This is a genomic window from Rhizobium sp. CG5, from assembly GCF_023701945.1.
GTDB lineage: Bacteria > Pseudomonadota > Alphaproteobacteria > Rhizobiales > Rhizobiaceae > Allorhizobium.
Map to the genome: position 1 here is coordinate 222,454 of NZ_JABAEF010000005.1, position 24,180 is coordinate 246,633.

Consider the following 24,180-nt stretch of genomic DNA (forward strand, 5'->3'; position numbering starts at 1 on the left):
TTTTGAAGAGCCCCGTTTACTGTTTGCTTACCGAAGATCGGGTTAGCGCTCGCGCTGACCCGCGGCCCGTGTTTAAGCATGAGGTAATCAATCTCCGGTATGATGGCGGAGACTAGAGCCAGGGGCGGCGATCAGTGCCCTGCCCCGGCACATGGAAAGCTCAGCGTCTCATGGCCGCCATCAACGCCTTCTATCGCAGCAGCAATGCCGTATCCTATGCGACGCAACTGTTTTCCGGAAACACGGCCGCGGCACAGACCGGCAATTCGGGCAGCGTGAACGGCTTCCGCCCGCTCTCCGGCACTTCCGACGATCGCTCCTGGAACAATGGCGCAGCCGAGCGGGCCCTGTCGCGCATCATCGAAATCCTGGCGCTGGGCGACAGTGGCGACGCCAATGCGGCCAGCGTCGAGGAAAATCTCGGCTATATCACCGGCGCCACCGGCACCGAGGGCGACGACACGCTGACGCTGACCGGCCGCGCCGTCTACAATGTCTCGACGGCGGCCGGCGACGATACGCTGACCATGAAGACGGCGGCGGTGGCCGGCATCGACAGCGGCGACGGCAATGATACGCTCAACATCGCCTCGGGTTTTGTGTCCGATATCACAGCGGGTGCCGGCGACGACACGGTGCAGATATCAGGCAAACTTGCCATGAACATTTCCGGCGGCGACGGAAAGGACACGATCAAGATTTCCGCAGAGGCGATTCTCGGCGTCGATGGCGGCGAAGGCGACGACACGCTCTATCTTGAGGGCTCACGGATCTTTGCCGCCGGCGGCACCGGTAATGACACCGTGACATTGAACCAGACCGGCGAGGGCGAGGGCGAGGCCGAATATGCCTTTGCCCGCGGCGATGGCCAGGACACCGTCAACACCAATGGCCCCCTGTCGATCCGCTTTGCCGGCGCAGAGGGTTACGGCCCCGACGACATGACGATCGCCGTCTCCGGCAACAGCCTGTCGATCCTGATCAACGGCTCGGACGACAAGATCACCGTCAATTTCGACGAGGGCGCGTTGGACGGCGACATGCCGGCCTATGAATTCACCTTGGATCAGGGCGCCTACGTGCTGTCGATGCGCTAAAAGGACCGGGATCGGGCATCAAACAGCCGATTGCCTGAGGGATTACCCCCCTGCCCCTTGCCATCCCGTGAAAAATCCGTATAAGCGCGGCTGTTCACAACACCCGGTCAATTGGCTGGTGGCTGAACGGAGGGCCGGCTTTCGATAAGAGAGCCGCAGGAACCGCAGGGTTTTCCGGCCTCCCGTGTCTCCGCTCTCGACCGTCTCGATCATACGCTTTTCTTGCCGTGGGTTTTCCCATTCAGGAGCAGTCGTTGAGGCTTAGCGCCACGTCCGGGTGATGACAACCGCAAGAAAGGCAAAGCTTACAATGGCTCTTTACGAACATGTATTCCTTGCCCGGCAGGATATGTCCGCACAGCAGGTTGATGCCCTCGTCGAACAGTACAAGGGTGTTATCGAAGCGAATGGCGGCAAGGTCGGGCGCGTAGAAAACTGGGGCTTGAAGTCCCTGACCTATCGCATCAAGAAGAACCGCAAGGCACATTACGCCCTGATGGACATCGAAGCTCCGGGTGCAGCGATCCACGAAATGGAACGCCAGATGCGCATCAACGAAGATATTCTTCGTTACATGACCATCGCCGTGGAAGCCCACGAAGAAGGCCCGTCTGCCATGATGCAGAAGCGCGACCGCGACGACCGTCCGCGCCGCGATGGCGACGACCGTGGCCCGCGCCGCGAAGGTGGCTTCGGCGACCGTGGTCCGCGTCCGGACCGTGCACCCCGCGAAGGTGGCTTTGAAGACCGTCCGCGCCGTCCGCGCGAAGACCGCGTGTAAGGAGATTTGACCATGGCTGATGCATCTTCCTCCCAGGCACGTCGTCCGTTCCACCGTCGTCGCAAGACCTGCCCCTTCTCCGGCGCCAACGCTCCGAAGATCGACTACAAGGACGTTCGTCTTCTGCAGCGCTACATTTCCGAGCGCGGCAAGATCGTTCCGTCCCGCATCACGGCTGTAAGCCAGAAGAAGCAGCGCGAACTGGCCCAGGCCATCAAGCGCGCCCGCTTCCTCGGCCTGCTGCCCTACGTGCTGGCCTAAACTTTTGACGCTCCCTGTCCCGCAGGCTTTTTGAGCCGGCGGGACAGATCTTCCTTCCGCGTTGGGCGTGGATCGGAGTTTTTGGAAAATCCCATGTTGGGGAGCGGTTCCACCAAGGGCAGATGCCCGGAACATCCTCTAACTGCTTGATTGGCAGGACAGCGACACCGTGAAATCTTTGGATACAAAATTGCTGCTGACCGGTATGCTTGCCGGCATTACCGCCGCACTTCTGGTGCTCGGCGCGAGCGCGCAGCCGTCTTTTTCCTCCATTCTCTATGCGGCATCCGCCCTGCCCGTTCTGATCGTCGGCTTGCGCTGGGGTAACCTGGCCGCGATTGCGGCGATCGTTACCGCGGCGGTGATCGGCACCCTTGCGGTGTCGCCGACGTTTGCCTTCGCCATGGCGATCTTCACCCTGATGCCGGCCGGCTGGCTCAGCCACCTTGCCAACCTCGCCCGTCCGGCCTCCGAAATCGGCGGTCCGGACCATCTGGTCGCCTGGTATCCGCTGTCGGATATCCTGCTGCACCTGTGCGGCCTGGTCAGCGTTTCGGTCATCGTGCTCGGCGTGATGATCGGCTACGGCCCGGAACTGACCGGCGAGATGATCGATCTGCTGGCCGCCTCGCTCAGCACTCAGGATCCGACGCTGGCACCCGGCCCCGCCGATCTTGAGCGCATCAAGAGCCTGATGGTCGTGACCCTGCCGATCATGCAGGGCGGCATGTGGGTGCTGATGCTGTTTGCCGCCTATTATATCGCCAGCCGCGTCGTCCACATGTCCGGCCATGCCCTTCGGCCGCGCGAGGACATGCCCTCGTCGCTGCGCATGCACCGCAATGCCGCCTTCGTCTTTCTCGCCGGCATTCTCGCCTGCTTCGTCGGCGGCGTGCCGGCCCTGATTGGCGCGACGATCTGCGGCACGTTCGGCGCCGGCTTTCTGCTGGCCGGCTTCGCCTCGCTGCATCTGCGCACCCGCGGCAAGGACTGGCGCCTGCCGGTGCTGATTCTCTGCTACCTGGCGGCGCTGATGCTGCTGCCGGTCATTCTCATTCTGGTCCTCGGGTTGCTCGACACCCGCCGGGCCGTGGCACTGACACCGGCCCTCAAGGCCGAAACCACTGACAAGACCAACACACCTGATTAAGACTCAAAGAAAGGACTTAAGACCATGAACGTCATTCTTCTCGAACGCATCTCCAAGCTCGGCCAGATGGGCGAAACCGTCAAGGTTCGCGATGGCTTTGCCCGTAACTACCTGCTGCCGCTCGGCAAGGCGCTGCGCGCCAACGCTGCCAACAAGGCCCGTTTTGAAGCCGAGCGCTCGACGCTCGAAGCCCGCAACCTGGAGCGCAAGAGCGAAGCCCAGACCGTGGCCGACGTGCTGGACGGCAAGTCCTTCATCGTCGTGCGTTCGGCCGGCGAAACCGGTCAGCTCTACGGTTCTGTTGCTGCCCGCGACGTCGTCGAGATCCTCGGCGCCGAAGGCTTCACCATCGGCCGCAACCAGGTCGAGCTCAACACCCCGATCAAGACCATCGGCCTGCACAAGGTCGTCCTGCACCTGCATGCAGAAGTCGAAATCTCGGTGGAACTGAACGTTGCCCGTTCGGCTGAAGAAGCAGAACGCCAGACCAAGGGCGAAAGCCTGACCTCGGCCGACGCCATCTACGGCATCGACGAAGATGCGCTGCGTCCGGAAGACTTCTTCGATCCGGAAGCCGACCGCGACGGCGACGACGAATAAGCCTTATCGCCTTACGGCTGAAACACGAAACGCCCGGAGCCATCCGGGCGTTTTCGTGTGTCTGGGGTATAATAGGGATGGGCGATTCGGCTGAAGTCACTGTCAAACGAATTCCTCGGGAAAGGTCCGATATCTGCGTTATTCTCGGGACAGCCTGTGAATCACTGTGGGTAGGCAAAGTGACGCGACAAGGAGCGCGCAATGGCCGGTCGCCTGGTCTATGGTGACGCTCCAAGCCCAAAATAAGAATGACGGATAGAACCAGATGAACGACGCTGCGCGCAAGATCGCCCCCATCCAGCCGGCCGAGCCGCATTATCGCGAAGCCCCGAACAATATCGAGGCGGAACAGGCGCTGCTGGGTGCCATCCTGGTCAATAACGACGCCTATTACCGGGTGTCGGACTTCCTCAAGCCGGCCCATCTCTATGAGCCGCTGCACCGCAAGATCTTCGAAGTGGCCTCCGAAATCATCCGCATGGGCAAGACGGCCAATCCGGTGACGATCAAGACCTTCCTGGCTGCCGACGACAAGGTGGGCGACCTGACGGTGGCCCAGTATCTGGCGCGGCTGGCCTCCGAGGCGGTCTCGATCATCAATGCCGAGGACTATGGCCGGGCGATCTACGACCTGGCGCTGCGCCGGGCGCTGATCACCATCGGCGAGGATGTCGTCAACATCGCCTATGACGCGCCGCTCGACATGCCGCCGCAGACGCAGATCGAAGACACCGAACGCCGGCTGTTCGAACTGGCCGAAAACGGCCGCTATGACGGCGGCTTCCAGTCGTTCAACGATGCGGTGGCGCTGGCCATCGACATGGCGGGTGCTGCGTTTGAGCGCGACGGCCATCTCTCCGGCATTTCGACCGGCATCATGTCACTCGACAGCAAGATGGGCGGCTTGCAGCGCTCCGACTTGATCGTGCTGGCCGGACGCCCCGGCATGGGCAAGACCTCGCTTGCCACCAATATCGCCTATAACATTGCCGCATCCTACGAGCCGGAGGTGCAGCCGGACGGCTCGTTCAAGGCCAAGAACGGCGGCGTCGTCGGCTTCTATTCGCTCGAAATGTCGTCCGAACAGCTGGCCACCCGTATCATTTCCGAGCAGACCGAAGTGTCGTCGTCGAAAATCCGCCGCGGCGACATCACCGAGGCCGATTTCGAAAAGCTGGTGGCCTGCAGCCAGATGATGCAGAAAGTGCCGCTGTTCATCGACCAGACCGGTGGTATCTCGATCGCCCAGCTGTCGGCCCGCGCCCGCCGGCTGAAGCGCCAGCGCGGCCTCGACTGCCTCGTCGTCGACTATATCCAGCTGATGACCGGTTCCGGCAAGTCGGGCGAAAACCGCGTGCAGGAAATCACCCAGATCACCACGGGCCTGAAGGCGCTCGGCAAGGAGCTCAATGTGCCGATCATCGCCCTGTCGCAGCTGTCGCGTCAGGTGGAAAGCCGCGACGACAAGCGCCCGCAGCTCTCCGACCTTCGCGAATCAGGCTCGATCGAGCAGGACGCCGACGTGGTGCTGTTCGTGTTCCGCGAGGAATATTACGTCAAGAACAGCGAGCCCCGCGACATGGCCGATCCGAAATATCCCGAATGGGAAGCCCTGATGGACAAGGTCAAGGGCACCGCCGACGTGATCATCGCCAAGCAGCGCCACGGACCGACCGGCACCGTCAAACTCGCCTTCCAGGCCGAGTTCACCCGCTTTGCCGACCTCGCCGATCCCTCGTTCACAGCCTACGAGGAACACTGAGGCGCCATGTTTCAGAGGAGCGGCAAGCGAAAGCGCGCTTTCGGCTCCCAGACGCCGCCTTGCCTTTCGTAGAAGCGGATGGCATCGCGGTTCCATTGAGGCGTCTGCCATTCCAGGCGGTCCGCCCCCGTCGCGCACGCCTCCCGGACAACATGGTCGAGGAGGCGTTTTCCGATGCCATCGCCTCTTGCCGCCGCTTGCACGAACAGGCAGTCGAGATGCGCGTAACGGCTTGCCCGCCAGAGCGCATGGTCGAAGGTCAGCGCCGCGTATCCCGCCAGGCCCTCACCGCCCGCGGCAACAAAGAGGATGATCGGCGGGTTCTCCTTCGCCAGCAGATGAGCGAGCGAGGATCCGGTGATGGTCGCACTGGCCTTCTCGTAGTCTGCATGTTCGCCGATCAACCGCAGGAGTTCGTCAGCGTCGGCGGGCGTTGCCCTTCGTATTTCGATCATCCGGCGTCTGCCAGGCCAAGGTTCAGGCTGAACCCCTCGTCCAGCCATCCCGTGACGCCGCCGGCCATGATCTTCACCGGGCGGCCCAATTGGGCGAGCCTGAGAGCACCGCGCGCCGCACCATTGCAGTGGGGCCCGGCGCAATAGGTCACGAAGATCGTGTCTTCCGACCAGGCCGACATCCGGTTCGCGGTGATCTTGCCATGCGGCAGGCTGATTGCACCGGGTAAATGGCCCGCGGCGTAAAGGGCCGGTCCCCGGACGTCGAGAAGGACAAAGTCTGCTCCCTTCTCCAGGGCATCATGAACGTCCCAGCAATCGGTTTCAAAGGTGAATTCGGCAGCGAAATGCTCGAGGGCAACTGCGCTTGGAGCGGGCTGAATGGCGGTTACTGCGGTGGCCATGGATGGATCTCCGTTTCGATACGGAGATTTTCGGGCACAAGCGCCGACTTGAAAACTGGCGCAAATGACAATATACGTAAACATCATGCCAAAACACGCCCCACCGCTCACCGGCCCTCTCATTGTTGCGCTCGTCTATGACGGGCTGTGCACCTTCGAGTTCGGGATCGTGACGGAGATCTTCGCGCTTTCCCGCCCGGAAATGGGGACCAGCTGGTACCGCTTTGCCTGTGCCGCCATCGACGATGGCCCGATGCGGGCGCATGGCGGGTTGATGGTGAGCGCTGACGGCGGGCTCGACCTGATCGACCAGGCGGATCTGGTTATCGTGCCGGGCTGGCGAGGACAGGACGCACCCGTGCCGGAAGCCCTCTGCGCCAAGCTCAGGGCCGCCCATGCCCGCGGAGCCCGTCTTGCCTCGCTTTGCTCCGGTGCTTTCGTGTTGGCGGCAACCGGACTGCTGGACGGCGGCGCGGCGACCACACACTGGCGTTACGCGCAGGCACTGCGCCTCCGGCACCCGTCCATCAGCGTTGACGAAACCTCCCTCTACCGTTGCCATGACCGCATCTATACGGCAGCCGGAAGTGCGGCGGGCATCGATCTGTTGATCGAGATCGTCCGTCGTGACTTCGGCGCACCTGCCGCCAACTCCGTTGCGCGAAGACTTGTTATGCCTGCCCACCGCGCCGGCGGCCAGGCGCAATTCCTCGAACGCCCCGTTGCCTTGCGGGAAACCGCGGACATCGCACCGCTTCTCGACACCATCCGCAGCGAGATCGCAGCGGGATGGACCATCGCGCGGATGGCCAGCCTCAGCCGCATGAGTGCGCGGAAATTCCTGCGCCGTTTTGCCGAGGCAACCGGCGAAGCGCCCGGCGAATGGCTGGCCGGCGAGCGGGTCGAGGCTGCCAAGCAACTGCTCTGCCAGGGCGCCATTCAAATGGAGGATATCGCGTTTGCAGTCGGGTTTGGCTCGGCCCACACGCTTCGTCATCATTTTCGCCGGAAGCTCGGAATAAGCCCGACCGTCTATCGTACACGCTTCATGGACGAGCGGGCCGCAGGCGCCACCTAGATCCCGCACGCGCGCAGCACCGCCACGCTGACCACGCCCAGCGCCGCTGACCGACCGGCACCGTCAAGCTCGCCTTCCAGGCCGAATTCACCCGCTTTGCCGACCTCGCCGATCCGAGCTTCACGGCCTACGAGGAGCACTGAGGGAGGATCGATGGCCTCGACATCGAGTTTCGAGGCCATCTTGATTTGGCGCAACAAAACAACTATTAGAACATATAGTGAACAAAGGAGATCAAACTTGAACGAACAATTTCTTCAAACGATGCGGCAGTTTAGCAAAAGCGGCTGGGTTGTAGATTGGCATAGACCCCAGGCGACACCGAAGGGGAGACTTTCAGTATTTGTTCATCCAGACGTTACTGACGAGGAAGCTGATAGGCTCCAGATATTGATTCATGAATCGGATGGTGGTGACATTAATCAGGCAATGCCGGAGATATTACATTGGTCTCGCGGCATGCAGCTTCCAGTAATGTGCGCCTTCAAAGACCCAGCCCCCTTAAAAGCGCGACCGTAAAGACTCCTAGCCCCGCCGCGGACAACATCGGCAAGCGCATCGCTGCAATGGCCGTGACCACGCAAGCGAGGGTCTCGGCCACGCCCGTCGAAAATGCCGTCGGCGTCACCACCGCCGCCAGCACGGCGGGCGGAATGGCGTCGAGCGCCTTTCGGGGTCGCGGCTGAAGCGTCACGAAACGCAGCACCACAAGCCCGCCCAGTCTTGTCAGCACCGTGGCGCCGGCCATGGCCAGGATGGCGGCAAGCGTCGCGAGATCGAGCGTCATGGCGCGTCCTCCCTGGAACCGCTGATCGCCGCGGCGGCAAGCCCGCCAAGCGCGCCGGCTGCGATATACCAGACGCCCGGAACATAATGATGCACGGCCAGGGCGCAGGCCGCACTGGCGACTAGGACCACGCCGGTCTCAGAACCTTTCCAGAAGCCCATGATCAGCACGATGAAAACGGCCGGAAAGGCGAAATCCAGGCCGATCAATGCAGGGTCGCCGATCAAAGTGCCGAGCAATCCACCGGCCAGGCCCGACAGGACCCAGGCCAGGTAGAAGGGGATGACCAGTCCGGCATAAAAGCGCGGCGTCAGCGCCGCCTCGCGGGCCCGGAATTCGGCCATGGCCCAGATCTCGTCGGCGAGAAACAGCAGGCCGGCGCCCTTCTGCAGGCTCTTGAAACCGTCCATCTTGGTGGCGATCGACGCGCTCATCAGGACATGGCGCACATTGACCAGCAGGGCGGCAAAACCGACGCCGACCCAGCTGGCCGGATGGGTCCAGATGTCCATGGCGACGAATTGCGAGCCGCCGGCAAAGACCAGCGCACTCATCAGGGTGATTTCCAGCGGCGACAGACCCTTGGTGGCCCCGACGGCGCCAAAGACCAGGCCGACCGGCAAAACCGCGACGATCAGCGGCAGCATGCGCCGCAGGCCTGCCTGGAATTGCGATGAAGGGGATGCCGTCGCCGTGGTCATTGAAGCGGTCCAGTCCTTTGCTTGTGGACTGGCTGGATAAGGCGCTGCGGCGACCGGGTCTTGAAGGAAAGTGATCAGCGCTGACGATACTGACCGGGCGTCAGCCCGACACGCGCCTTGAACTGCCGCGTCAGATGGGCCTGATCGGCAAAACCGCAGGCCAGCGCCGTCTCGGAAGGGACAGCACCGGCGCCGAGCAGCTGGCGGGCATGGCGGACGCGCAGATCGGTCTGATAGGCATGGGGCGTAATGAAATAGTGTTTGCGGAAGGCGCGGATCAGATGGGCACGGCTGAGGCCCGCCTCGCGCGCCAGCCGCTCCAGGCTGATCTCCCGGTCGAAATGTGCTTCGATATAATCGCGGGCGCGTCGCACGGCCCTCGGCTCGCAAAGATCCTGCGGCGCGATGATCGTACTGCCATGGCGCGAGAACATCGCCGAAAGGACCGAGTACATGCTCTCTTCGCCTTCAAGGGCGCTTGAGCCATCCTCCAGCCGGCGATGGGCCAGATTGAAAGCCTGGGCCAGTTGCGGATCGGTCAGCAATTGCCGGGAAAAGCTCGGCGTTCCTTCAAAAGACCGGCCGGTGGCTTCTTCCAGGATTTCCACGAAAAGTTCCTGGGCGGGATAGACCATGCGATAGCGATAGCCGTTGTCGCCGCCCGGCTGGCCGTCATGGGTCTCGCCGGGATTGATCAGATAGAGCGCGCCGGGGCCGGTATGCTCCCGTTCGCCACGGATCATCGCCACCTGGCATCCCGCCTCGATCGCGCCGATCGAGAAGGTGTCATGGGAATGCGGCGCGAATTCGTGAGTGATGAAGGTGGCCGTCATGCATTCCATGGCGCGGAATCGATCGTCGCGCCAAAACCGCGTCTGCTCGGTGCGGGCGGTCGGCATGCTCTTGGTGGCCTGTTCCTGCGAAACGTTGTGCATTGCGGAATTATACGCCGGCCGGGCATTCCAGTCTTGAACAAAAGTGATAGGGTTTTGCCATTGGCCGCGCCGATGCCCTGTTCCCTGTTCTGACAATGAAATCCGATGACATTTGACGTTGATCCCGACTTCCTGACCGACGAATTCCTGGCCGCACCCTTGCGGCTGACGGTGGATCTCCAGGCGCTGGCCGACAATTGGCGCGACATGGCCAGGCGCTCGGGTTCGGCCCGCACGGCGGCCGTCGTCAAGGCCGATGCCTATGGGCTTGGCATCGAGGATGCCGGCGCCACGCTCTACCGGGCCGGCGCCCGCGATTTCTTCGTCGCGGTGCCATCCGAAGGCGCGACGCTGCGCGGCTATGCGCCGGAAGCGCGCATCTTCGTCCTCTCGGGCCTCTGGCCCGGCGTCGAGCAGCTGTTCTTCGAACACGATCTGGTGCCGGTCATCGCCTCGGAAGAGCAGCTCGCCTTCTGGATGTCGGTGGTCACCGAGCGCGGCGACCATCCGTGTGCCCTGCATGTCGATACCGGCTTCAACCGGCTCGGCCTGCCGATCGTCGATGCGCTGGCTTTGGCCGACGACGTGTCGCGGCCGGCCAGTTTTTCGCCCGTGCTGGTGCTCAGTCATCTGGCCTGTGGCGACGACCCGACATCGCCGATGAATGCGCAGCAGCTCCAGGCCTTTCGCCGAGTCGCCGCGGCCTTCGAGGGCATCGAAGCCAGCCTTGCCGCTTCGGCCGGAACCTTTCTCGGAACCGATTATCATTTCGATCTGACTCGGCCGGGTATCGCCGTCTATGGCGGCGACGCGGTCAATGGCGTCGCCAATCCGATGCGGCCGGTGGTCAAGGCGGAAGCCCGCATCCTGCAGGTGCGTCAGGCCAAGGCGGGCGAGACCGTCAGCTATGGCGCAACCCATGGTCTGGCGCGCGACAGCCGGCTGGCCGTCGCCTCGGTCGGTTATGCCGACGGCTATCTGCGCAGCCTGTCGGGCAGCGGCGTGCCGCTGCGCGGCACCGGCATTGCCGGCGCGCACGGCTTCATCGCCGGCCACCTTGTGCCGATCGTCGGGCGCGTCACCATGGATCTCACCATCTTCGACGTCACGGACCTGCCCGCCAGCGCGGTATCGCCCGGAGACTATATCGAGCTGTTCGGCCCGAACCTGCCCGTCGACGACGTCGCCCGCTCAGCCGGCACGATCGGCTACGAAATGCTGACCGGCCTCGGCCTGCGCTACGAGCGGCACTATATCGACTGCATCGATTGATACTCGTTTGCTGGGGCTGGAAATTGGTTTTGGTCCGTGCTATTTGAGAACAAAAGGAGATCGAAATGACCGATATCCATCTCAATGACCGTGACAAGGCCTTCATCGACGAGCAGATCGAGGCCGGGATCTACAAGGATGCCGACGAGGCGGTGGCCGCTGGCCTACGCCTGCTCGGCAGCAATGAGGGTAAGCTGGCCGAGCTTCAGCGCCTGATCCAAGAGGGCTACGACGACGTCGAGGCGGGTCGGGTGATGGAGTTTGCTAGCGGCGAGGAACTGACGGCGTATATTCTCAAAATGGCCGAGGAGCGAAGGAATGCGACGGCGCCGTCTCACAATGTCCCTAAGAGCGCTTGACGACCTTCTCAACATCTACAACCACATCGCCCAGTTCAACCCCGTTGCGGCCAGGCGCCTTCTTGATGATCTCAATGCCAAGATGGCATGGATGGCGGACTCCGGCGTGACAGGCGTGCCGAGAGCCTACCTTCCGGGTCTTCGAGCATTTCCCTACCGAAATCGGATCATCTATTTCGTGGTGTCGGACGACCACCTCACGGTGATGCGCGTCCTGCACGGCCATCAGAACATCACACCCGACGATTTTACCGAAAGCAGTTCCTGAATGGCCAAGGCCAAGACTCAATTCATCTGCCAGAACTGTGGCGCCGTCCACAATCGCTGGGCCGGCAAGTGTGACGGCTGCGGCGAATGGAACACCATCGTTGAGGAAGACCCGATGGGCGGCATCGGGTCGGGTCCCGGCAAGGTGCCGAAGAAGGGCCGCGCCGTGGCACTGACGGCGCTGTCGGGCGAAATCGAGGAGGCGCCGCGCATTCCGACCGGCATGGGCGAGCTGGACCGGGCGACCGGCGGCGGTTTCGTGCGCGGCTCGGCCGTGCTGATCGGCGGCGACCCGGGCATCGGCAAGTCCACCCTGCTGATGCAGGCCGCTGCCGCCCTGTCGCGCAAGGGTCACCGCGTCATCTATGTCTCGGGCGAAGAGGCGGTTGCGCAGGTGCGGCTGCGCGCCCAGCGGCTGCATGCCGCCGACACCGACGTGCTGCTGGCCGCCGAAACCAATGTCGAGGATATCCTGGCGACCATTTCCGAGGGCAAGCGGCCGGATCTGGTGATCATCGATTCGATCCAGACGCTGTGGAGCGACACGGCCGATTCGGCGCCGGGCACCGTCACCCAGGTGCGCACCGGCGTTCAGGCGATGATCCGCTTTGCCAAGCAGACCGGCGCCACCATGGTTCTGGTCGGCCATGTCACCAAGGACGGGCAGATCGCCGGACCGCGCGTCGTCGAGCACATGGTCGATGCGGTGCTCTATTTCGAGGGCGATCGCGGCCACCACTACCGCATCCTGCGCACCGTCAAGAACCGCTTCGGGCCGACCGACGAGATCGGCGTGTTCGAAATGTCGGACAAGGGTTTGCGCGAGGTGGCGAACCCATCCGAGCTGTTCCTGGGCGAACGCAACGAAAAATCGCCGGGGGCCGCGGTTTTTGCCGGCATGGAGGGCACGCGGCCGATCCTGGTCGAGGTGCAGGCGCTGGTGGCGCAGACCTCGCTCGGCACGCCGCGCCGCGCCGTGGTCGGCTGGGATTCGAGCCGGCTGGCGATGATCCTGGCGGTGTTAGAGGCCCATTGCGGCGTGCGGCTCGGGCAGCACGATGTCTACCTCAATATTGCCGGCGGATACCGGATCAGCGAGCCGGCCGCCGATATCGCCATTGTATCGGCCCTTGTTTCCTCGCTTGCCGGTATTGCCCTTCCGGCCGATTGCGTCTATTTCGGCGAAGTCAGCCTGTCCGGCGCCGTCCGGCCGGTTGCGCACACGGCCCAGCGGCTCAAGGAAGCCGAGAAGCTGGGGTTTTCGTCAGCGGTTCTGCCCGCCTCCTCCGTCGACTTGCCGAAAGGCGCATCGGGTCGGTGGAACGAAGTGGGAAGCCTGCCGGATCTCGTGGCGCGCATCGCCGGCTCGAAGCTGAAGGCAGGACAGGAAATCGACGGGGATTGAACCTTTCACCGCCTGTGCCGGTGGTGTATGAGGGTGACGCCGTCGCACATGCAGATATCGGGCGTTTGCCGGGAAGTCTTGGAGTTGAACTAGATGCCCATTACGATTTTCGACGGTATTGTTATCGGCGTCGTGCTGTTTTCCGCCGTGCTTGCCATGATCCGCGGCTTTTCCCGCGAGGTCCTGTCGATCGCCAGCTGGGTCGGCGCCGTTGCCGCCGCCTATTACCTGCACCCGCTGGTTCTGCCTTACGTCAAGAATTATACGGCCGATGACCGTATCGCGCTGGCCGGTGCGGCCGGTGCCGTGTTCCTGCTGGCGCTGATCGTGATTTCCTTCATCACCACGCGCATTGCCGATTTCATCATCGACAGCCGCATCGGCGCACTCGACCGCACGCTCGGCTTCCTGTTCGGCGCTGCCCGCGGCATTCTGCTGCTGGTGGTGGCCGTTGCCTTCTGGAACTGGCTGATCGATGTTCGCCAGCGTCCGGACTGGGTCAACAATGCCAAGTCGAAGCCGTTCCTTGATGCGCTGGTGCTGAAGCTCGAAGCCGTTTTGCCCGACGATATCGAGCCGCAATTGCGCGCCCGCATCCTCGGCAAGGAAGAGCCGGCGGCCGAAACGCCTGGCGAACAGGCGCCCGCCGAAGACGCACCGGCCCCGACGGCACCCGTCACGCCGCCCGTCAACAATTGATGAAACGGGGCCTAGCGCCCCGTTTTGCGATCTTGCAGATCCTCGTGTCCATCACCACCTGTGCGGTCAAGGCCGGGCGGTGATCCTGAAATGCATTTCTCGCCCCGATCCCGTTCCGAGCAAAGGCTTGTTGCAATGAACCAGTCACTCCTTTCCCGTTTCGACAATGGCCTCGACGATGACACGCTGCATGAGGAATGCGGCGTGTTCGGCATTCTGGGCCATCCCGAAGCGGCAACGCTGACGGCACTTGGCCTGCATGCCCTCCAGCATCGCGGCCAGGAAGCAGCAGGCATCGTCTCCTTCGACGGCACGCAGTTCCACACCGAGAAACACATGGGCCTGGTCGGCGACCATTATACCAATCCGGTAACGCTCGCCAAACTGCCCGGCACGGCGACGATCGGCCATACGCGTTACTCGACCACCGGCGAAGTGGCGCTGCGCAACGTGCAGCCGCTGTTTGCCGAACTCGAGGAAGGCGGCATCGCCATTGCCCATAACGGCAATTTCACCAATGGCCTGACGCTGCGCCGCCAGATCATCGCCACCGGCGCCATCTGTCAGTCAACCTCGGATTCGGAAGTGGTGCTGCATCTGATCGCCCGGTCGCGTCATTCTTCGACCGCCGACCGGTTCATCGATGCCATGCGGCAGATGGAAGGCGGCTACGCGATGGTTGCCCTGACCCGCACCAAGCTGATCGCCGCCCGCGACCCGATCGGCATTCGCCCGCTGGTGATGGGCGATCTCGACGGCAAGCCGATCTTCTGCTCGGAAACCTGCGCGCTCGATATCATCGGCGCGACATTCGTGCGCGACGTGGAAAATGGCGAAGTGATCATCTGCGAAATCCAGCCGGACGGCTCGATCACCATCGACAGCCGTCGCCCGGCCCGCCCGCAGCCGGAACGCCCCTGCCTGTTCGAATATGTCTATTTCGCCCGCCCCGATTCGGTGGTCAGCGGCCGCAATGTCTACCAGACCCGCAAGGCCATGGGCCACAATCTGGCGACCGAAGCGCCTTGCGACGGCGACGTCGTGGTACCGGTGCCGGATGGCGGTACGCCGGCGGCCCTCGGTTATGCCCAGGCGAGCGGAATCCCGTTCGAATACGGCATCATCCGCAACCATTATGTCGGCCGCACCTTCATCGAGCCGACGCAGCAGATCCGCGCCTTCGGCGTCAAGCTCAAGCATTCGGCCAACCGGGCGATGATCGAGGGCAAGCGCGTCGTGCTGGTCGACGATTCGATCGTGCGCGGCACGACCTCGCTGAAGATCGTGCAGATGATCCGCGATGCCGGCGCCCGCGAAGTGCATGTGCGCGTCGCCAGCCCGATGATCTATCATCCGGATTTCTACGGCATCGATACGCCGGACGCCGACAAGCTGCTCGCCAACCAGTTTGCCAATCTCGACGCCATGGCCAAGTTCATCGGCGCGGATTCGCTGGCGTTCCTGACCATCGACGGGCTTTACCAGGCGGTCGGCGGCGAGAAGCGCAACAATGACAAGCCGCAATTCACCGACCATTATTTCACCGGCGACTATCCGACCCGTCTTCTCGACAAGGAAGGCGAAAAGGTCGGGCGCAAGGTGTCGATGCTGGCTACCAACGGCTGAGCCGGCGCTGCGGCAATCTGCGGGCTGGTTGAAGGCCTGCGGCCCGCGCTAGGACCTTTCAACGGCCGCAGCCTCCCATCGGCCTAGACCACACTCTGCAGCAGGACGTTTCCATGACCATCGACCTTACGGGCCGTATCGCTCTCGTCACCGGCGCCTCGCGCGGCATCGGCTATTTCACGGCCCTCGAGCTGGCAAAGGCCGGCGCGCATGTGATTGCCTGCGCCCGCACCGTTGGCGGCCTGGAAGAGCTGGACGACGAGATCCAGGCGGCCGGCGGCTCGGCGACGCTGGTGCCTTTCGACCTCACCGACATGAATGCGATCGATGCGCTTGGCGGTTCGATCAACGAGCGCTGGGGCAAGCTGGACATCCTGGTTGCCAATGCCGGCATTCTCGGCGTCATCTCGCCGATCGGCCATATCGAGGCCAAGGTGTTCGAAAAGGTGATGACCACCAATGTGGTGGCCACCTGGCGGCTGATCCGCTCGGTCGAGCCGCTGCTGATCAAATCCGATGCCGGAAGGGCGCTGATCCTGTCGTCGGGTGCCGCCCACAAATGCCGGCCGTTCTGGGGCGCCTATTCGGCCTCGAAGGCTGCCGTCGAGGCCTTAGCCCGCACCTGGGCCGCCGAGACCCAGCGCCTGCCGCTGCGCATCCTGTCGGTCGATCCCGGCGCCACCCGCACCGCCATGCGCGCCCAGGCGATGCCCGGCGAGGACCCCGCAACGCTGCCGCATCCGTCCGAAGTGGCCGCCACACTGCTTTCGCTGGTCGGGCCGGATCAGACGGAGACCGGCAAGCTCTATGTCGTGCGCGACGGCCGGGTTGTCGATTACCGGATGCCGGAATAGCCGCCCACCGCTTATCGTGACAGGCAGATCGCACCGAGTGACGGTTACCGCGATCGAGACGGATCCAGTTCAGCATGCGCGCCAGAGACATTGCGACCTATATTTTCCTGGCCCTGTCCTGGGGTCTGTCCTTCCTGCTGCTGCTGCGTGTGGTCGAGGCCTTCGGCTGGATCGGCGCAGTGACCTTTCGGGCGCTGATTGCCGGCACTCTGTTGTTCGTCGTGGCGCGCGCCTCCGGCCGAAAACTGGCTTTCGACACCGGCGTCTTGCCGCTTGCCGTGGTCGGCGCGACCACCGTTGGCGGGCAGTTGATCGGCCTGTCCTATGCGACGCCGCGGATCGGAACGGCGATGGCGGCGATCTTCGTTGCCACCATTCCGCTGTTTTCGATGATCATCGCCCAGGTCTGGGGCCTCGAACGGATCACGCCGGCGCGCATCATCGGCCTGGTCTTAGGAACGATCGGCATCGTCATGCTGGTCGGCTTTCCGGCCGTACCGGTCACCGGCACATTCGTGCTCGGCTGTGTGGCGATGATCCTCTCCACCTTTTCCGCGGCCTTCGGCAGCAACTATGCCAGCCGTCATCTTAAAGGTACCGGTCCGTGGGAGGTCACCATCGGCGCCTTCCTGGCCGGCGGCGTGCTGTCCTTTCCGCTGCTGTTCTTTGTGCCCGTACCGGGCATTCCCGACCCGATGGACTATGTCTATCTCGTCTCTCTTGCGGCAGTGATGAGCTCGCTCACCTATCTGCTCTACTTCAAGCTGGTGAAAAGCATCGGCGCCACACCGGCGATCAGCGTCGAATTTGCCGTGACCGTGGTGGCCGTTCTGGTGGGCGCGCTGGTGCTGGATGAAGCCCTGACGGCGATGCAGCTGGTCGGCGGCGCGGTGATCATTGCCGGCTGCGCGCTGGTGCTGGGTCTTTTTCCGCTGCGCTCGGCCAGGCGCCTGCCGACCCCTTGACCTTACCTGCGACCCGCGCCATAACACGCCCCATGAAAACGACCGTCTGCATCATTTGCGGGAAGATTATTCGCTAGCGTCTGCGCTGGCCCGGCCGTTTTCGTCTCCTGAACAGTCCCAGATGACAAACGACCCGGCCCAGCCGGCGTTGACCATTTCGGGAGACATTCGATGGCGGCAAGCCTCAAGCTTTACAATACACTGACGCGCGACAAGGTCGATTTCACGCCGATCGACCCGACGAATGTGCGCCTGTATGTGTGCGGCCCGACCGTCTATGATTTCGCCCATATCGGCAATGCAAGGCCGGTCATCGTCTTCGACGTGCTCTATCGGCTGCTGCGCCATGCCTATGGCGAAGCCCATGTCACCTATGCGCGCAACATCACCGACGTCGACGACAAGATCAACGCGCGGGCGCTGCGCGATTTTCCCGATCTGCCGCTCAACGAGGCGATTGCCCGCGTCACGCAGAAAACCGCTGATCAGTTCCATGCCGACGTCAAGGCGCTCGGCTGCCTGGAGCCGACCGTGGAGCCGCGCGCCACGGACAATATCGCCCAGATGATCACGCTCATCGAAGCGCTGATCGCCAAGGGTCATGCCTATCAGGCTGGCGGCGAAGTGCTGTTCGACACGCGCTCGATGGCCGATTACGGGCAATTGTCGAAGCGCAATCTCGACGAGCAGCAGGCCGGCGCCCGCGTCGCCGTCGATGCCCACAAGAAGAACCCGCAGGATTTCGTGTTGTGGAAACTGTCCTCCCACAACGAACCCGGCTGGGACAGCCCCTGGGGCCGCGGACGGCCGGGCTGGCATATCGAATGCTCGGCCATGTCGAGCCGCTATCTCGGCGAGGTCTTCGACATCCACGGCGGCGGGCTCGACCTGATCTTCCCGCACCACGAAAACGAGATCGCCCAGTCGCGCTGCGCCCATGGCACCGAGGTCATGGCCAATGTCTGGATGCACAACGGCTTTGTCCAAGTCGAAGGCCGCAAGATGTCGAAATCGGACGGCAATTTCGTGACGATCCACGAGTTGCTGGACACAGAGACATTTGGCGGCCGCAAATGGCCGGGCGAGGTGCTGCGGCTGGCCATGCTGATGACCCATTACCGCGAGCCGATCGACTTTTCGGTGAAGCGGCTGGAGGAAGCGGAGCGCTTGCTGGCCAAATGGCCGGCGGTGGATGTGCAGCCATCCGCGCCGTGCGAGACGATCATCGAAGCCTTGCAGGATGACCTCAATACGGTCGCCGCCGTTCAGGCGCTTCATGCTCTCGCCCACGACGCCAATGCCGACCCCGCTCTGCTGCCGCTGTTTGCGGCAAGTGCAGCCCTACTCGGAATTGCGCCGCAAAAGACGGAGGTCAGCGCCGATCTGTCCGCCGCCGTCCAAGCCCTCGTCGACATGCGGCTGGAACTGCTGAAAGCCAAGAACTTTGCCGAAGCCGACAGGATCCGCGACGAGCTTCTTACCAAGGGCATCCAGCTGAAGGATGGCAAGGACCCGGTGACCGGCGAGCGGCTGACGACCTGGGAGGTGAAGCGGTAGATATGGCGGGATTGGCGCAAGGTACCCCCCTCTGCCCTGCCGGGCATCTCCCCCACACGGGCGGAGATCGGTATGCTGCGCCGTTCTGCCGTCAACTGAGCCCCGACGTCGCGGAAAGCTTTGGTCTTGCGGTGATGCACCGGCCATTGCCCCTGCGGCGGGCTGGGCGTTTCATGAGCAGGTCCGGGCATTGCCTGGGTATTGGACGTTCCAGTATGCAATGTATCAGCCCGTACCCTGTCAACGCTTCCCGTCGAAACGCGGCGGATGCGGCCGGGTCGATCTCCCCCCGTGTGGGGGAGATGTCCGGCAGGACAGAGGGGGGTGACCGCGGACGCCGAGGCATCCCTCTTGAGACGTTCGGTCTTTGCGATCAAACTCTGGGGGTCTTTGACCTTTCGGGGGAGGATTGCATGCCGCATACACCGGTCCCGCCGCAGCACCGCGTCCATGCGCGTCGCATGCGAAGCGCGCTCACAGAGGCGGAGCTGAAGCTCTGGAACGCCGTTCGCGCCCATCGGCTGGTGGGATTGAGCTTTCGCCGCCAGATCCCGATTGCCGGTTACATCGTCGATTTCGCCTGCCCGCAGCATCGGTTGATCGTCGAGGTCGACGGCTCGCAGCATGGCAACGACGGCGATCTCGCCTATGATCAGGCGCGCACGGCGCGGCTGGAGGCCGATGGCTGGACCGTGCTGCGTTTCTGGAACGACGACGTGTTGCGGGATATCGATGGCGTCTGCCTGCATATCCTGACGACTTGCGGGAGGGCGATGGAATGATGGGCGCGCCGGCTGTCCCCGTTGATATCAATACCCCCCTCTGCCCTGCCGGGCATCTCCCCCACACGGGGGGAGATCGGGATGCCGCGCCGTTGCGGCTAGTCTACAGGGCTTGGTGTTATCAGGAGGACCAAAATCTATGAGCTCAATCCCCATCCATACCGGCGGATGCCAGTGCGGCGCGGTGCGGTTTCGCGTCACGGGCGTGCTGACGGACAGCTCGATCTGCCATTGCCGCATGTGCCAGAAGGCGTTCGGCGCCTATTACGCGCCGCTGGTGTCGACGCGCGGCGCCGACCTCGTCTGGACGCGCGGGGCGCCCAAGACGTTCCGGTCCTCCAATTTTGCCCGCCGCGGTTTTTGCGAGACCTGCGGCACGCCGCTGTCCTATGAGGCTCCGGACGGCATCGCGCTTGCCGCCGGCGCCTTCGACGATCCCTCAGGCCTGCCGCCGACCGTGCAGTTCGGCACCGAGGGCAAGATCGATTTCGTCGACCGGCTGCACCTGCTGCCGGGCCATACGACCGAGGAAGACGCCGTAGAGGCGCCCTTCGTGCTGGAGGTAGTATCCTTCCAGCATCCGGACCATGATACGGATGGTGACTGGCCAAGGGAGCAGACGCCATGAGCCCCAGCAACCCGAACACGCAGATGCCGAAATGGCTGCTCTACGGACTAGTCGCCAAGGGGGCGATCGTCGCGGCGGTCATCATTGGCATGATGCTTTACATCTATCTCTGACAGGAGACGTCCCATGAAAGAAGGTCTATTCACCGGCGGTTGCCAATGCGGAGCCGTCAGGTTTCGCGCCGAAAAGCTCGGACGCCCGTCGATCTGCCATTGCCGGATGTGCCAGAAGCAGTTCGGCGGCTTTTTCAGCGCGCTGGTGACGGTCGAGCCGGAGCATTTTTCCTGGACCCGCGGCGAGCCGGCCTATTTCCAGTCGTCGATCAATATCGATCGCGGCTTCTGCGCCAAATGCGGCACGCCGATGACCTATCGCCATCCCGGCGGGCTGGAAATGGCGATCGGCGCCTTCGACGACCGCACGGAGCTGGCGCCGGAAATCCAGGTGAACCACGCCTCGCGCCTGCCCTGGGTCGAGACGATCTTCGACCAGCCGGTTCTGGAGGATCCGGATTTCTACAGCCGGCAGGAGCAGATCATCTCCTTCCAGCACCCCGATCACGACACCGAGGTCTGGCCGTCGATGGAGCCGTGGAAATGACGACAAGCCCGTCATCCCACTGTAAAGACTGGCAAATGCAAGGATTTTTCCATGACCACTGAATTGCGCAGCTATTATCCCGAGATCGAACCGTTCGAGACCGGCTTTCTCGATGTCGGAGACGGGCATACGCTCTATTGGGAACGATTTGGCACCAAGGGGGCGAAGCCTGCAGTCTTCCTGCATGGGGGTCCGGGCGGCGCCACAGGTCCCAACAATCGCCGGGTGTTCGACGCTGATCTCTATGACGTGCTGATGTTCGACCAGCGCGGCTGCGGCAAGTCGACCCCGCATGCAGGCCTCGAGGCCAATACCACCTGGCATCTGGTGGCCGATATCGAGCGGCTGCGCGAACTCATGGGCGTCGAGCAGTGGCTGGTGTTCGGCGGCTCCTGGGGCTCGACGCTGGCACTCGCCTATGCCGAAACCCATCCGACCCGCGTCAGCGAACTCGTGCTGCGCGGCATCTACACCGTGACAAAGCCGGAGCTCGACTGGTTCTACCAGTTCGGCGTCTCGGAAATGCATCCGGACAAATGGGAGCGCTTCGTCGCGCCGATCCCGGAAGACGAGCGTCACGAGATGATGCACGCCTATCACCGGCGGCTGACGGGCAGCGACAAGGCGGTCCAACTGCAATGCGCCAAGGCCTGGAGCACCTGGGAGGGCGAGACGGTGACGCTGCTGCCGGACCCCGCCTATAGCGCCCATTTCGGCGAGGACGACTTCGCCATCGCCTTTGCCCGGCTGGAGACCCATTATTTCGTCAATGGCGGCTGGCTGGAGGACGGGCAATTGCTGCGCGATGCCTATAAGCTCAAGGATATTCCCGGCGTCATCGTGCACGGCCGCTACGACATGCCCTGCCCGGCCAAATATGCCTGGGCTTTGCACAAGGCCTGGCCAAAGGCGGAATTCCACCTGATCGAGGGTGCGGGACATGCCTATCTGGAACCCGGTATTTTGGACCAGCTGATCCGCGCCACCGACCGGTTTGCGGGGAAGCTCTAGACGATGCTGCGTGTGCCGACCCCCCTCTGCCCTGCCGGGCATCTCCCCCTCAAGGGGGGAGATCGGAAAGACGGGACCGCTCGGCCTGCTGTCAAGGGTTTGCCAAGACGAGAGACCTTTGATGCCAGGCGAAGGGTTTCCGCAAGTCGATCTCCCCCCTTGAGGGGGAGATGGCCGGCAGGCCAGAGGGGGGTGGACACACTCCGAGATAAAAGACTGTCCGGGAGGGCAAGACGACCATGACACGCGAAAAGATCACCCTGTTCGACACCACCCTGCGCGATGGCCAGCAGACGCCGGGGATCGATTTTTCGGTTGAGGACAAGATTGCCATCGCGGCCATGCTGGACGCCTTTGGGCTCGACTATGTCGAGGGCGGCTATCCCGGCGCCAATCCGACCGACACGGCCTTCTTTTCGAAGAAGCGGACGCAGCACGCCTCCTTCGTCGCCTTCGGCATGACCAAGCGGGCCGGCGTCTCCGCCTCCAACGATCCCGGTCTTGCGCAGCTGCTGCAGGCCAAAAGCGATGCGATCTGTTTTGTCGCCAAGAGCTGGGACTATCATGTCGCCGTGGCGCTCGGCTGCACCAATGCGGAAAACCTCGACAGCATCCGCGACAGCGTCGAGGCGGCGGTTGCCGCGAACAAGGAAGCGCTGGTCGATTGCGAGCATTTCTTCGACGGCTACAAGGCCAATCCGGCCTATGCGCTGGCCTGCGCCAAGGCGGCCTATGAGGCCGGCGCCCGCTGGGTGGTGCTGTGCGACACCAATGGCGGCACGCAGCCGCCGGAGATCCGCGAGATCGTTTCGGCTGTGATCGCCAGCGGCGTTCCGGGTTCGGCGCTTGGCATCCATGCCCATAACGACACCGGCCAGGCGGTGGCCAATTCGCTGGCGGCCGTCGAGGCCGGTGTGCGGCAGATCCAGGGGACGCTGAACGGCATCGGCGAGCGCTGCGGCAATGCCAACCTGATCACCCTGATCGCCACGCTCTGTCTGAAGGACACCTATACCTCGCGCTTCGTCACCGCAATCGATCCGGACAAACTGGTCGACCTCACCCGCCTGTCGCATGCCTTCGACGAGTTGTTGAACCGCTCGCCCGATCACCAGAGCCCCTATGTCGGCGCCTCGGCCTTTGCCACCAAGGCCGGCATCCATGCCTCGGCGCTCTTGAAAGACCCGCGCACCTACGAGCATGTGGTGCCGGACAGCGTCGGCAATTTCCGCAAGGTCATGGTGTCGGACCAGGGCGGCAAGGCCAATTTCATCAACGAGCTGAAACGCCGCGGCATCATGGTCGACCGCAATGACGGCAAGCTCGACGCGCTGATCTCGATCGTCAAGGAGCGCGAGGCGAGCGGCTATGCCTATGAGGGTGCCGATGCCAGTTTCGAGCTTCTGGCGCACCGCACGCTTGGCAGCGTGCCGGAGTTTTTTGCGGTGGAAAGTTTCCGCGTCATGGTCGAGCGGCGCTTCGACAGCCATGGCCGGCTGAAGACCGTCTCGGAGGCGGTGGTGAAGATCGTCATCGACGGCCAAGAGGTCATGTCGGTAGCCGAAGGCGACGGCCCGGTCAATGCGCTGGACCTGGCGCTGCGCAAGGATATCGGCAAATACCAGGCCGAGATCGCCGATCTGGAACTGGCCGATTACAAGGTGCGCATCCTGAACGGCGGCACCGAGGCGATCACCCGCGTGCTGATCGAATCGACGGATGCCAGCGGCGCCCGCTGGTGGACGGTCGGCGTGTCGGAAAACATCATCGACGCCTCGTTCCAGGCCCTGATGGACAGTATCGTCTACAAGCTGATGAAAAACCGCGAGCTGGCCGGGAAAATCGCCGCGGAATAGCGGGCGCTGGGTTTCCTGGTCGGCCGCCGCTAGAGCGTTTCCTGGTTAGATTGAAACATTCTGTTGGCTCAAACGGAGTCGATTGGTCGCCCGGCTGGCGCGTGTCGTAGCCACGCCCTACGGCCAAGCCGGCCGGGCGATCAGGCGGCCCGTTTCAGCCAACCCGAAGGGCCGGGCATCTTTCCGCCAGGATCAAAGGCGATCGGCTCGGACGTACCTTCGGGTATGCCCTTCGCCAATCGCCTTTGCCCTGACGAAAACCTGCACCGGCAGAATGCTTCAATCTAA

At 63.1% G+C, this 24,180-nt stretch carries 27 protein-coding genes; 21 read left to right on the forward strand and 6 right to left on the reverse strand.

What is annotated here, in order from left to right:
* Positions 1–170: 170 nt before the first annotated feature.
* The 6 genes from HGO38_RS10835 to HGO38_RS10860 all read left to right on the forward strand — a co-directional run bounded on the left by HGO38_RS10835 (position 171) and on the right by HGO38_RS10860 (position 5,651).
* Positions 171–1,097 carry an RTX toxin gene (locus HGO38_RS10835; RefSeq protein WP_250955888.1) on the forward strand — a complete coding sequence of 309 codons (927 nt, stop codon included), beginning with the start codon at positions 171–173 and terminating at the stop codon, positions 1,095–1,097.
* Positions 1,098–1,407: 310 nt separating this feature from the next.
* Positions 1,408–1,878: a 30S ribosomal protein S6 gene (rpsF, locus tag HGO38_RS10840; RefSeq protein WP_168474411.1), complete on the forward strand. Its 471-nt coding sequence runs from the start codon at positions 1,408–1,410 to the stop codon at positions 1,876–1,878.
* 12 nt (positions 1,879–1,890) lie between these two features.
* A complete protein-coding gene (gene rpsR / locus HGO38_RS10845; protein ID WP_168474410.1) occupies positions 1,891–2,139 on the forward strand; it encodes a 30S ribosomal protein S18 in 249 nt (82 codons plus the stop codon).
* 169 nt (positions 2,140–2,308) lie between these two features.
* Positions 2,309–3,289 carry a DUF2232 domain-containing protein gene (locus HGO38_RS10850; RefSeq protein ID WP_250955889.1) on the forward strand — a complete coding sequence of 327 codons (981 nt, stop codon included), beginning with the start codon at positions 2,309–2,311 and terminating at the stop codon, positions 3,287–3,289.
* 24 nt (positions 3,290–3,313) lie between these two features.
* Positions 3,314–3,889, forward strand: coding sequence for a 50S ribosomal protein L9 (gene rplI, locus HGO38_RS10855; RefSeq protein ID WP_250955890.1), 576 nt, complete (start codon positions 3,314–3,316; stop codon positions 3,887–3,889).
* 265 nt (positions 3,890–4,154) lie between these two features.
* Positions 4,155–5,651: a replicative DNA helicase gene (locus HGO38_RS10860; protein WP_250955891.1), complete on the forward strand. Its 1,497-nt coding sequence runs from the start codon at positions 4,155–4,157 to the stop codon at positions 5,649–5,651.
* Between the two features lie 11 nt (positions 5,652–5,662).
* Here the strand turns inward: HGO38_RS10860 and HGO38_RS10865 are convergent, their stop codons facing one another.
* Positions 5,663–6,106 (reverse strand): GNAT family N-acetyltransferase, encoded by a 444-nt coding sequence (locus HGO38_RS10865; RefSeq protein ID WP_250955892.1) that lies wholly within the window; start codon positions 6,104–6,106, stop codon positions 5,663–5,665.
* Positions 6,103–6,510 carry a rhodanese-like domain-containing protein gene (locus HGO38_RS10870; RefSeq protein ID WP_250955893.1) on the reverse strand — a complete coding sequence of 136 codons (408 nt, stop codon included), beginning with the start codon at positions 6,508–6,510 and terminating at the stop codon, positions 6,103–6,105. Before HGO38_RS10870 ends, HGO38_RS10865 begins: the two co-directional genes overlap by 4 nt.
* A gap of 85 nt (positions 6,511–6,595) precedes the next feature.
* On the opposite strand from HGO38_RS10870, the gene ftrA reads away from it, so the two are divergent.
* Positions 6,596–7,588 (forward strand): transcriptional regulator FtrA, encoded by a 993-nt coding sequence (ftrA, locus tag HGO38_RS10875; protein WP_250955894.1) that lies wholly within the window; start codon positions 6,596–6,598, stop codon positions 7,586–7,588.
* On the opposite strand, the gene HGO38_RS10880 is transcribed toward ftrA, so the two are convergent.
* From HGO38_RS10880 to HGO38_RS10895, 4 genes are all read right to left on the reverse strand, one after another.
* The gene (locus HGO38_RS10880) at positions 7,585–7,770 is read right to left on the reverse strand and encodes a hypothetical protein (protein WP_250955895.1); all 186 of its coding nucleotides are present in this window, start codon (positions 7,768–7,770) and stop codon (positions 7,585–7,587) included. The genes ftrA and HGO38_RS10880 overlap by 4 nt on opposite strands.
* A gap of 302 nt (positions 7,771–8,072) precedes the next feature.
* Complete coding sequence (locus HGO38_RS10885) at positions 8,073–8,375, reverse strand: AzlD family protein (RefSeq protein ID WP_250955896.1); 303 nt, start codon at positions 8,373–8,375, stop codon at positions 8,073–8,075.
* Positions 8,372–9,076, reverse strand: coding sequence for an AzlC family ABC transporter permease (locus HGO38_RS10890; protein WP_250955897.1), 705 nt, complete (start codon positions 9,074–9,076; stop codon positions 8,372–8,374). Before HGO38_RS10890 ends, HGO38_RS10885 begins: the two co-directional genes overlap by 4 nt.
* A gap of 74 nt (positions 9,077–9,150) precedes the next feature.
* On the reverse strand, positions 9,151–10,011 hold the full coding sequence (locus tag HGO38_RS10895) for an AraC family transcriptional regulator (protein WP_250955898.1): 861 nt from the start codon (positions 10,009–10,011) through the stop codon (positions 9,151–9,153).
* A gap of 105 nt (positions 10,012–10,116) precedes the next feature.
* Between HGO38_RS10895 and alr the strand changes: the two genes are divergently transcribed.
* The 14 genes from alr to cimA all read left to right on the forward strand — a co-directional run bounded on the left by alr (position 10,117) and on the right by cimA (position 23,892).
* Positions 10,117–11,283, forward strand: coding sequence for an alanine racemase (alr, locus tag HGO38_RS10900; RefSeq protein WP_250955899.1), 1,167 nt, complete (start codon positions 10,117–10,119; stop codon positions 11,281–11,283).
* A 65-nt stretch (positions 11,284–11,348) separates the two neighbouring features.
* On the forward strand, positions 11,349–11,642 hold the full coding sequence (locus HGO38_RS10905) for a type II toxin-antitoxin system ParD family antitoxin (RefSeq protein ID WP_250955900.1): 294 nt from the start codon (positions 11,349–11,351) through the stop codon (positions 11,640–11,642).
* Entirely contained in the window at positions 11,623–11,910 is a 288-nt protein-coding gene (locus HGO38_RS10910) for a type II toxin-antitoxin system RelE/ParE family toxin (RefSeq protein ID WP_250955901.1), read from the forward strand. Before HGO38_RS10905 ends, HGO38_RS10910 begins: the two co-directional genes overlap by 20 nt.
* Positions 11,911–13,314 (forward strand): DNA repair protein RadA, encoded by a 1,404-nt coding sequence (gene radA, locus HGO38_RS10915; protein ID WP_250955902.1) that lies wholly within the window; start codon positions 11,911–11,913, stop codon positions 13,312–13,314.
* Positions 13,315–13,407: 93 nt separating this feature from the next.
* Positions 13,408–14,013 carry a CvpA family protein gene (locus HGO38_RS10920; protein WP_250955903.1) on the forward strand — a complete coding sequence of 202 codons (606 nt, stop codon included), beginning with the start codon at positions 13,408–13,410 and terminating at the stop codon, positions 14,011–14,013.
* Positions 14,014–14,148: 135 nt separating this feature from the next.
* Complete coding sequence (purF, locus tag HGO38_RS10925; RefSeq protein ID WP_250955904.1) at positions 14,149–15,639, forward strand: amidophosphoribosyltransferase; 1,491 nt, start codon at positions 14,149–14,151, stop codon at positions 15,637–15,639.
* Between the two features lie 113 nt (positions 15,640–15,752).
* On the forward strand, positions 15,753–16,493 hold the full coding sequence (locus tag HGO38_RS10930) for an SDR family NAD(P)-dependent oxidoreductase (RefSeq protein ID WP_250955905.1): 741 nt from the start codon (positions 15,753–15,755) through the stop codon (positions 16,491–16,493).
* Positions 16,494–16,567: 74 nt separating this feature from the next.
* The gene (locus HGO38_RS10935) at positions 16,568–17,458 is read left to right on the forward strand and encodes a DMT family transporter (protein WP_250955906.1); all 891 of its coding nucleotides are present in this window, start codon (positions 16,568–16,570) and stop codon (positions 17,456–17,458) included.
* A gap of 171 nt (positions 17,459–17,629) precedes the next feature.
* Entirely contained in the window at positions 17,630–19,015 is a 1,386-nt protein-coding gene (gene cysS, locus HGO38_RS10940; RefSeq protein WP_250955907.1) for a cysteine--tRNA ligase, read from the forward strand.
* 413 nt (positions 19,016–19,428) lie between these two features.
* The gene (locus HGO38_RS10945) at positions 19,429–19,797 is read left to right on the forward strand and encodes an endonuclease domain-containing protein (RefSeq protein WP_250955908.1); all 369 of its coding nucleotides are present in this window, start codon (positions 19,429–19,431) and stop codon (positions 19,795–19,797) included.
* Between the two features lie 139 nt (positions 19,798–19,936).
* Positions 19,937–20,425 (forward strand): GFA family protein, encoded by a 489-nt coding sequence (locus HGO38_RS10950; RefSeq protein WP_284739379.1) that lies wholly within the window; start codon positions 19,937–19,939, stop codon positions 20,423–20,425.
* Positions 20,426–20,551: 126 nt separating this feature from the next.
* Complete coding sequence (locus HGO38_RS10955; protein WP_250955909.1) at positions 20,552–21,025, forward strand: GFA family protein; 474 nt, start codon at positions 20,552–20,554, stop codon at positions 21,023–21,025.
* A gap of 51 nt (positions 21,026–21,076) precedes the next feature.
* Entirely contained in the window at positions 21,077–22,036 is a 960-nt protein-coding gene (gene pip, locus HGO38_RS10960) for a prolyl aminopeptidase (protein ID WP_250955910.1), read from the forward strand.
* 239 nt (positions 22,037–22,275) lie between these two features.
* Positions 22,276–23,892 (forward strand): citramalate synthase, encoded by a 1,617-nt coding sequence (gene cimA / locus HGO38_RS10965; protein WP_250955911.1) that lies wholly within the window; start codon positions 22,276–22,278, stop codon positions 23,890–23,892.
* The last annotated feature ends 288 nt before the right edge of the window (positions 23,893–24,180 follow it).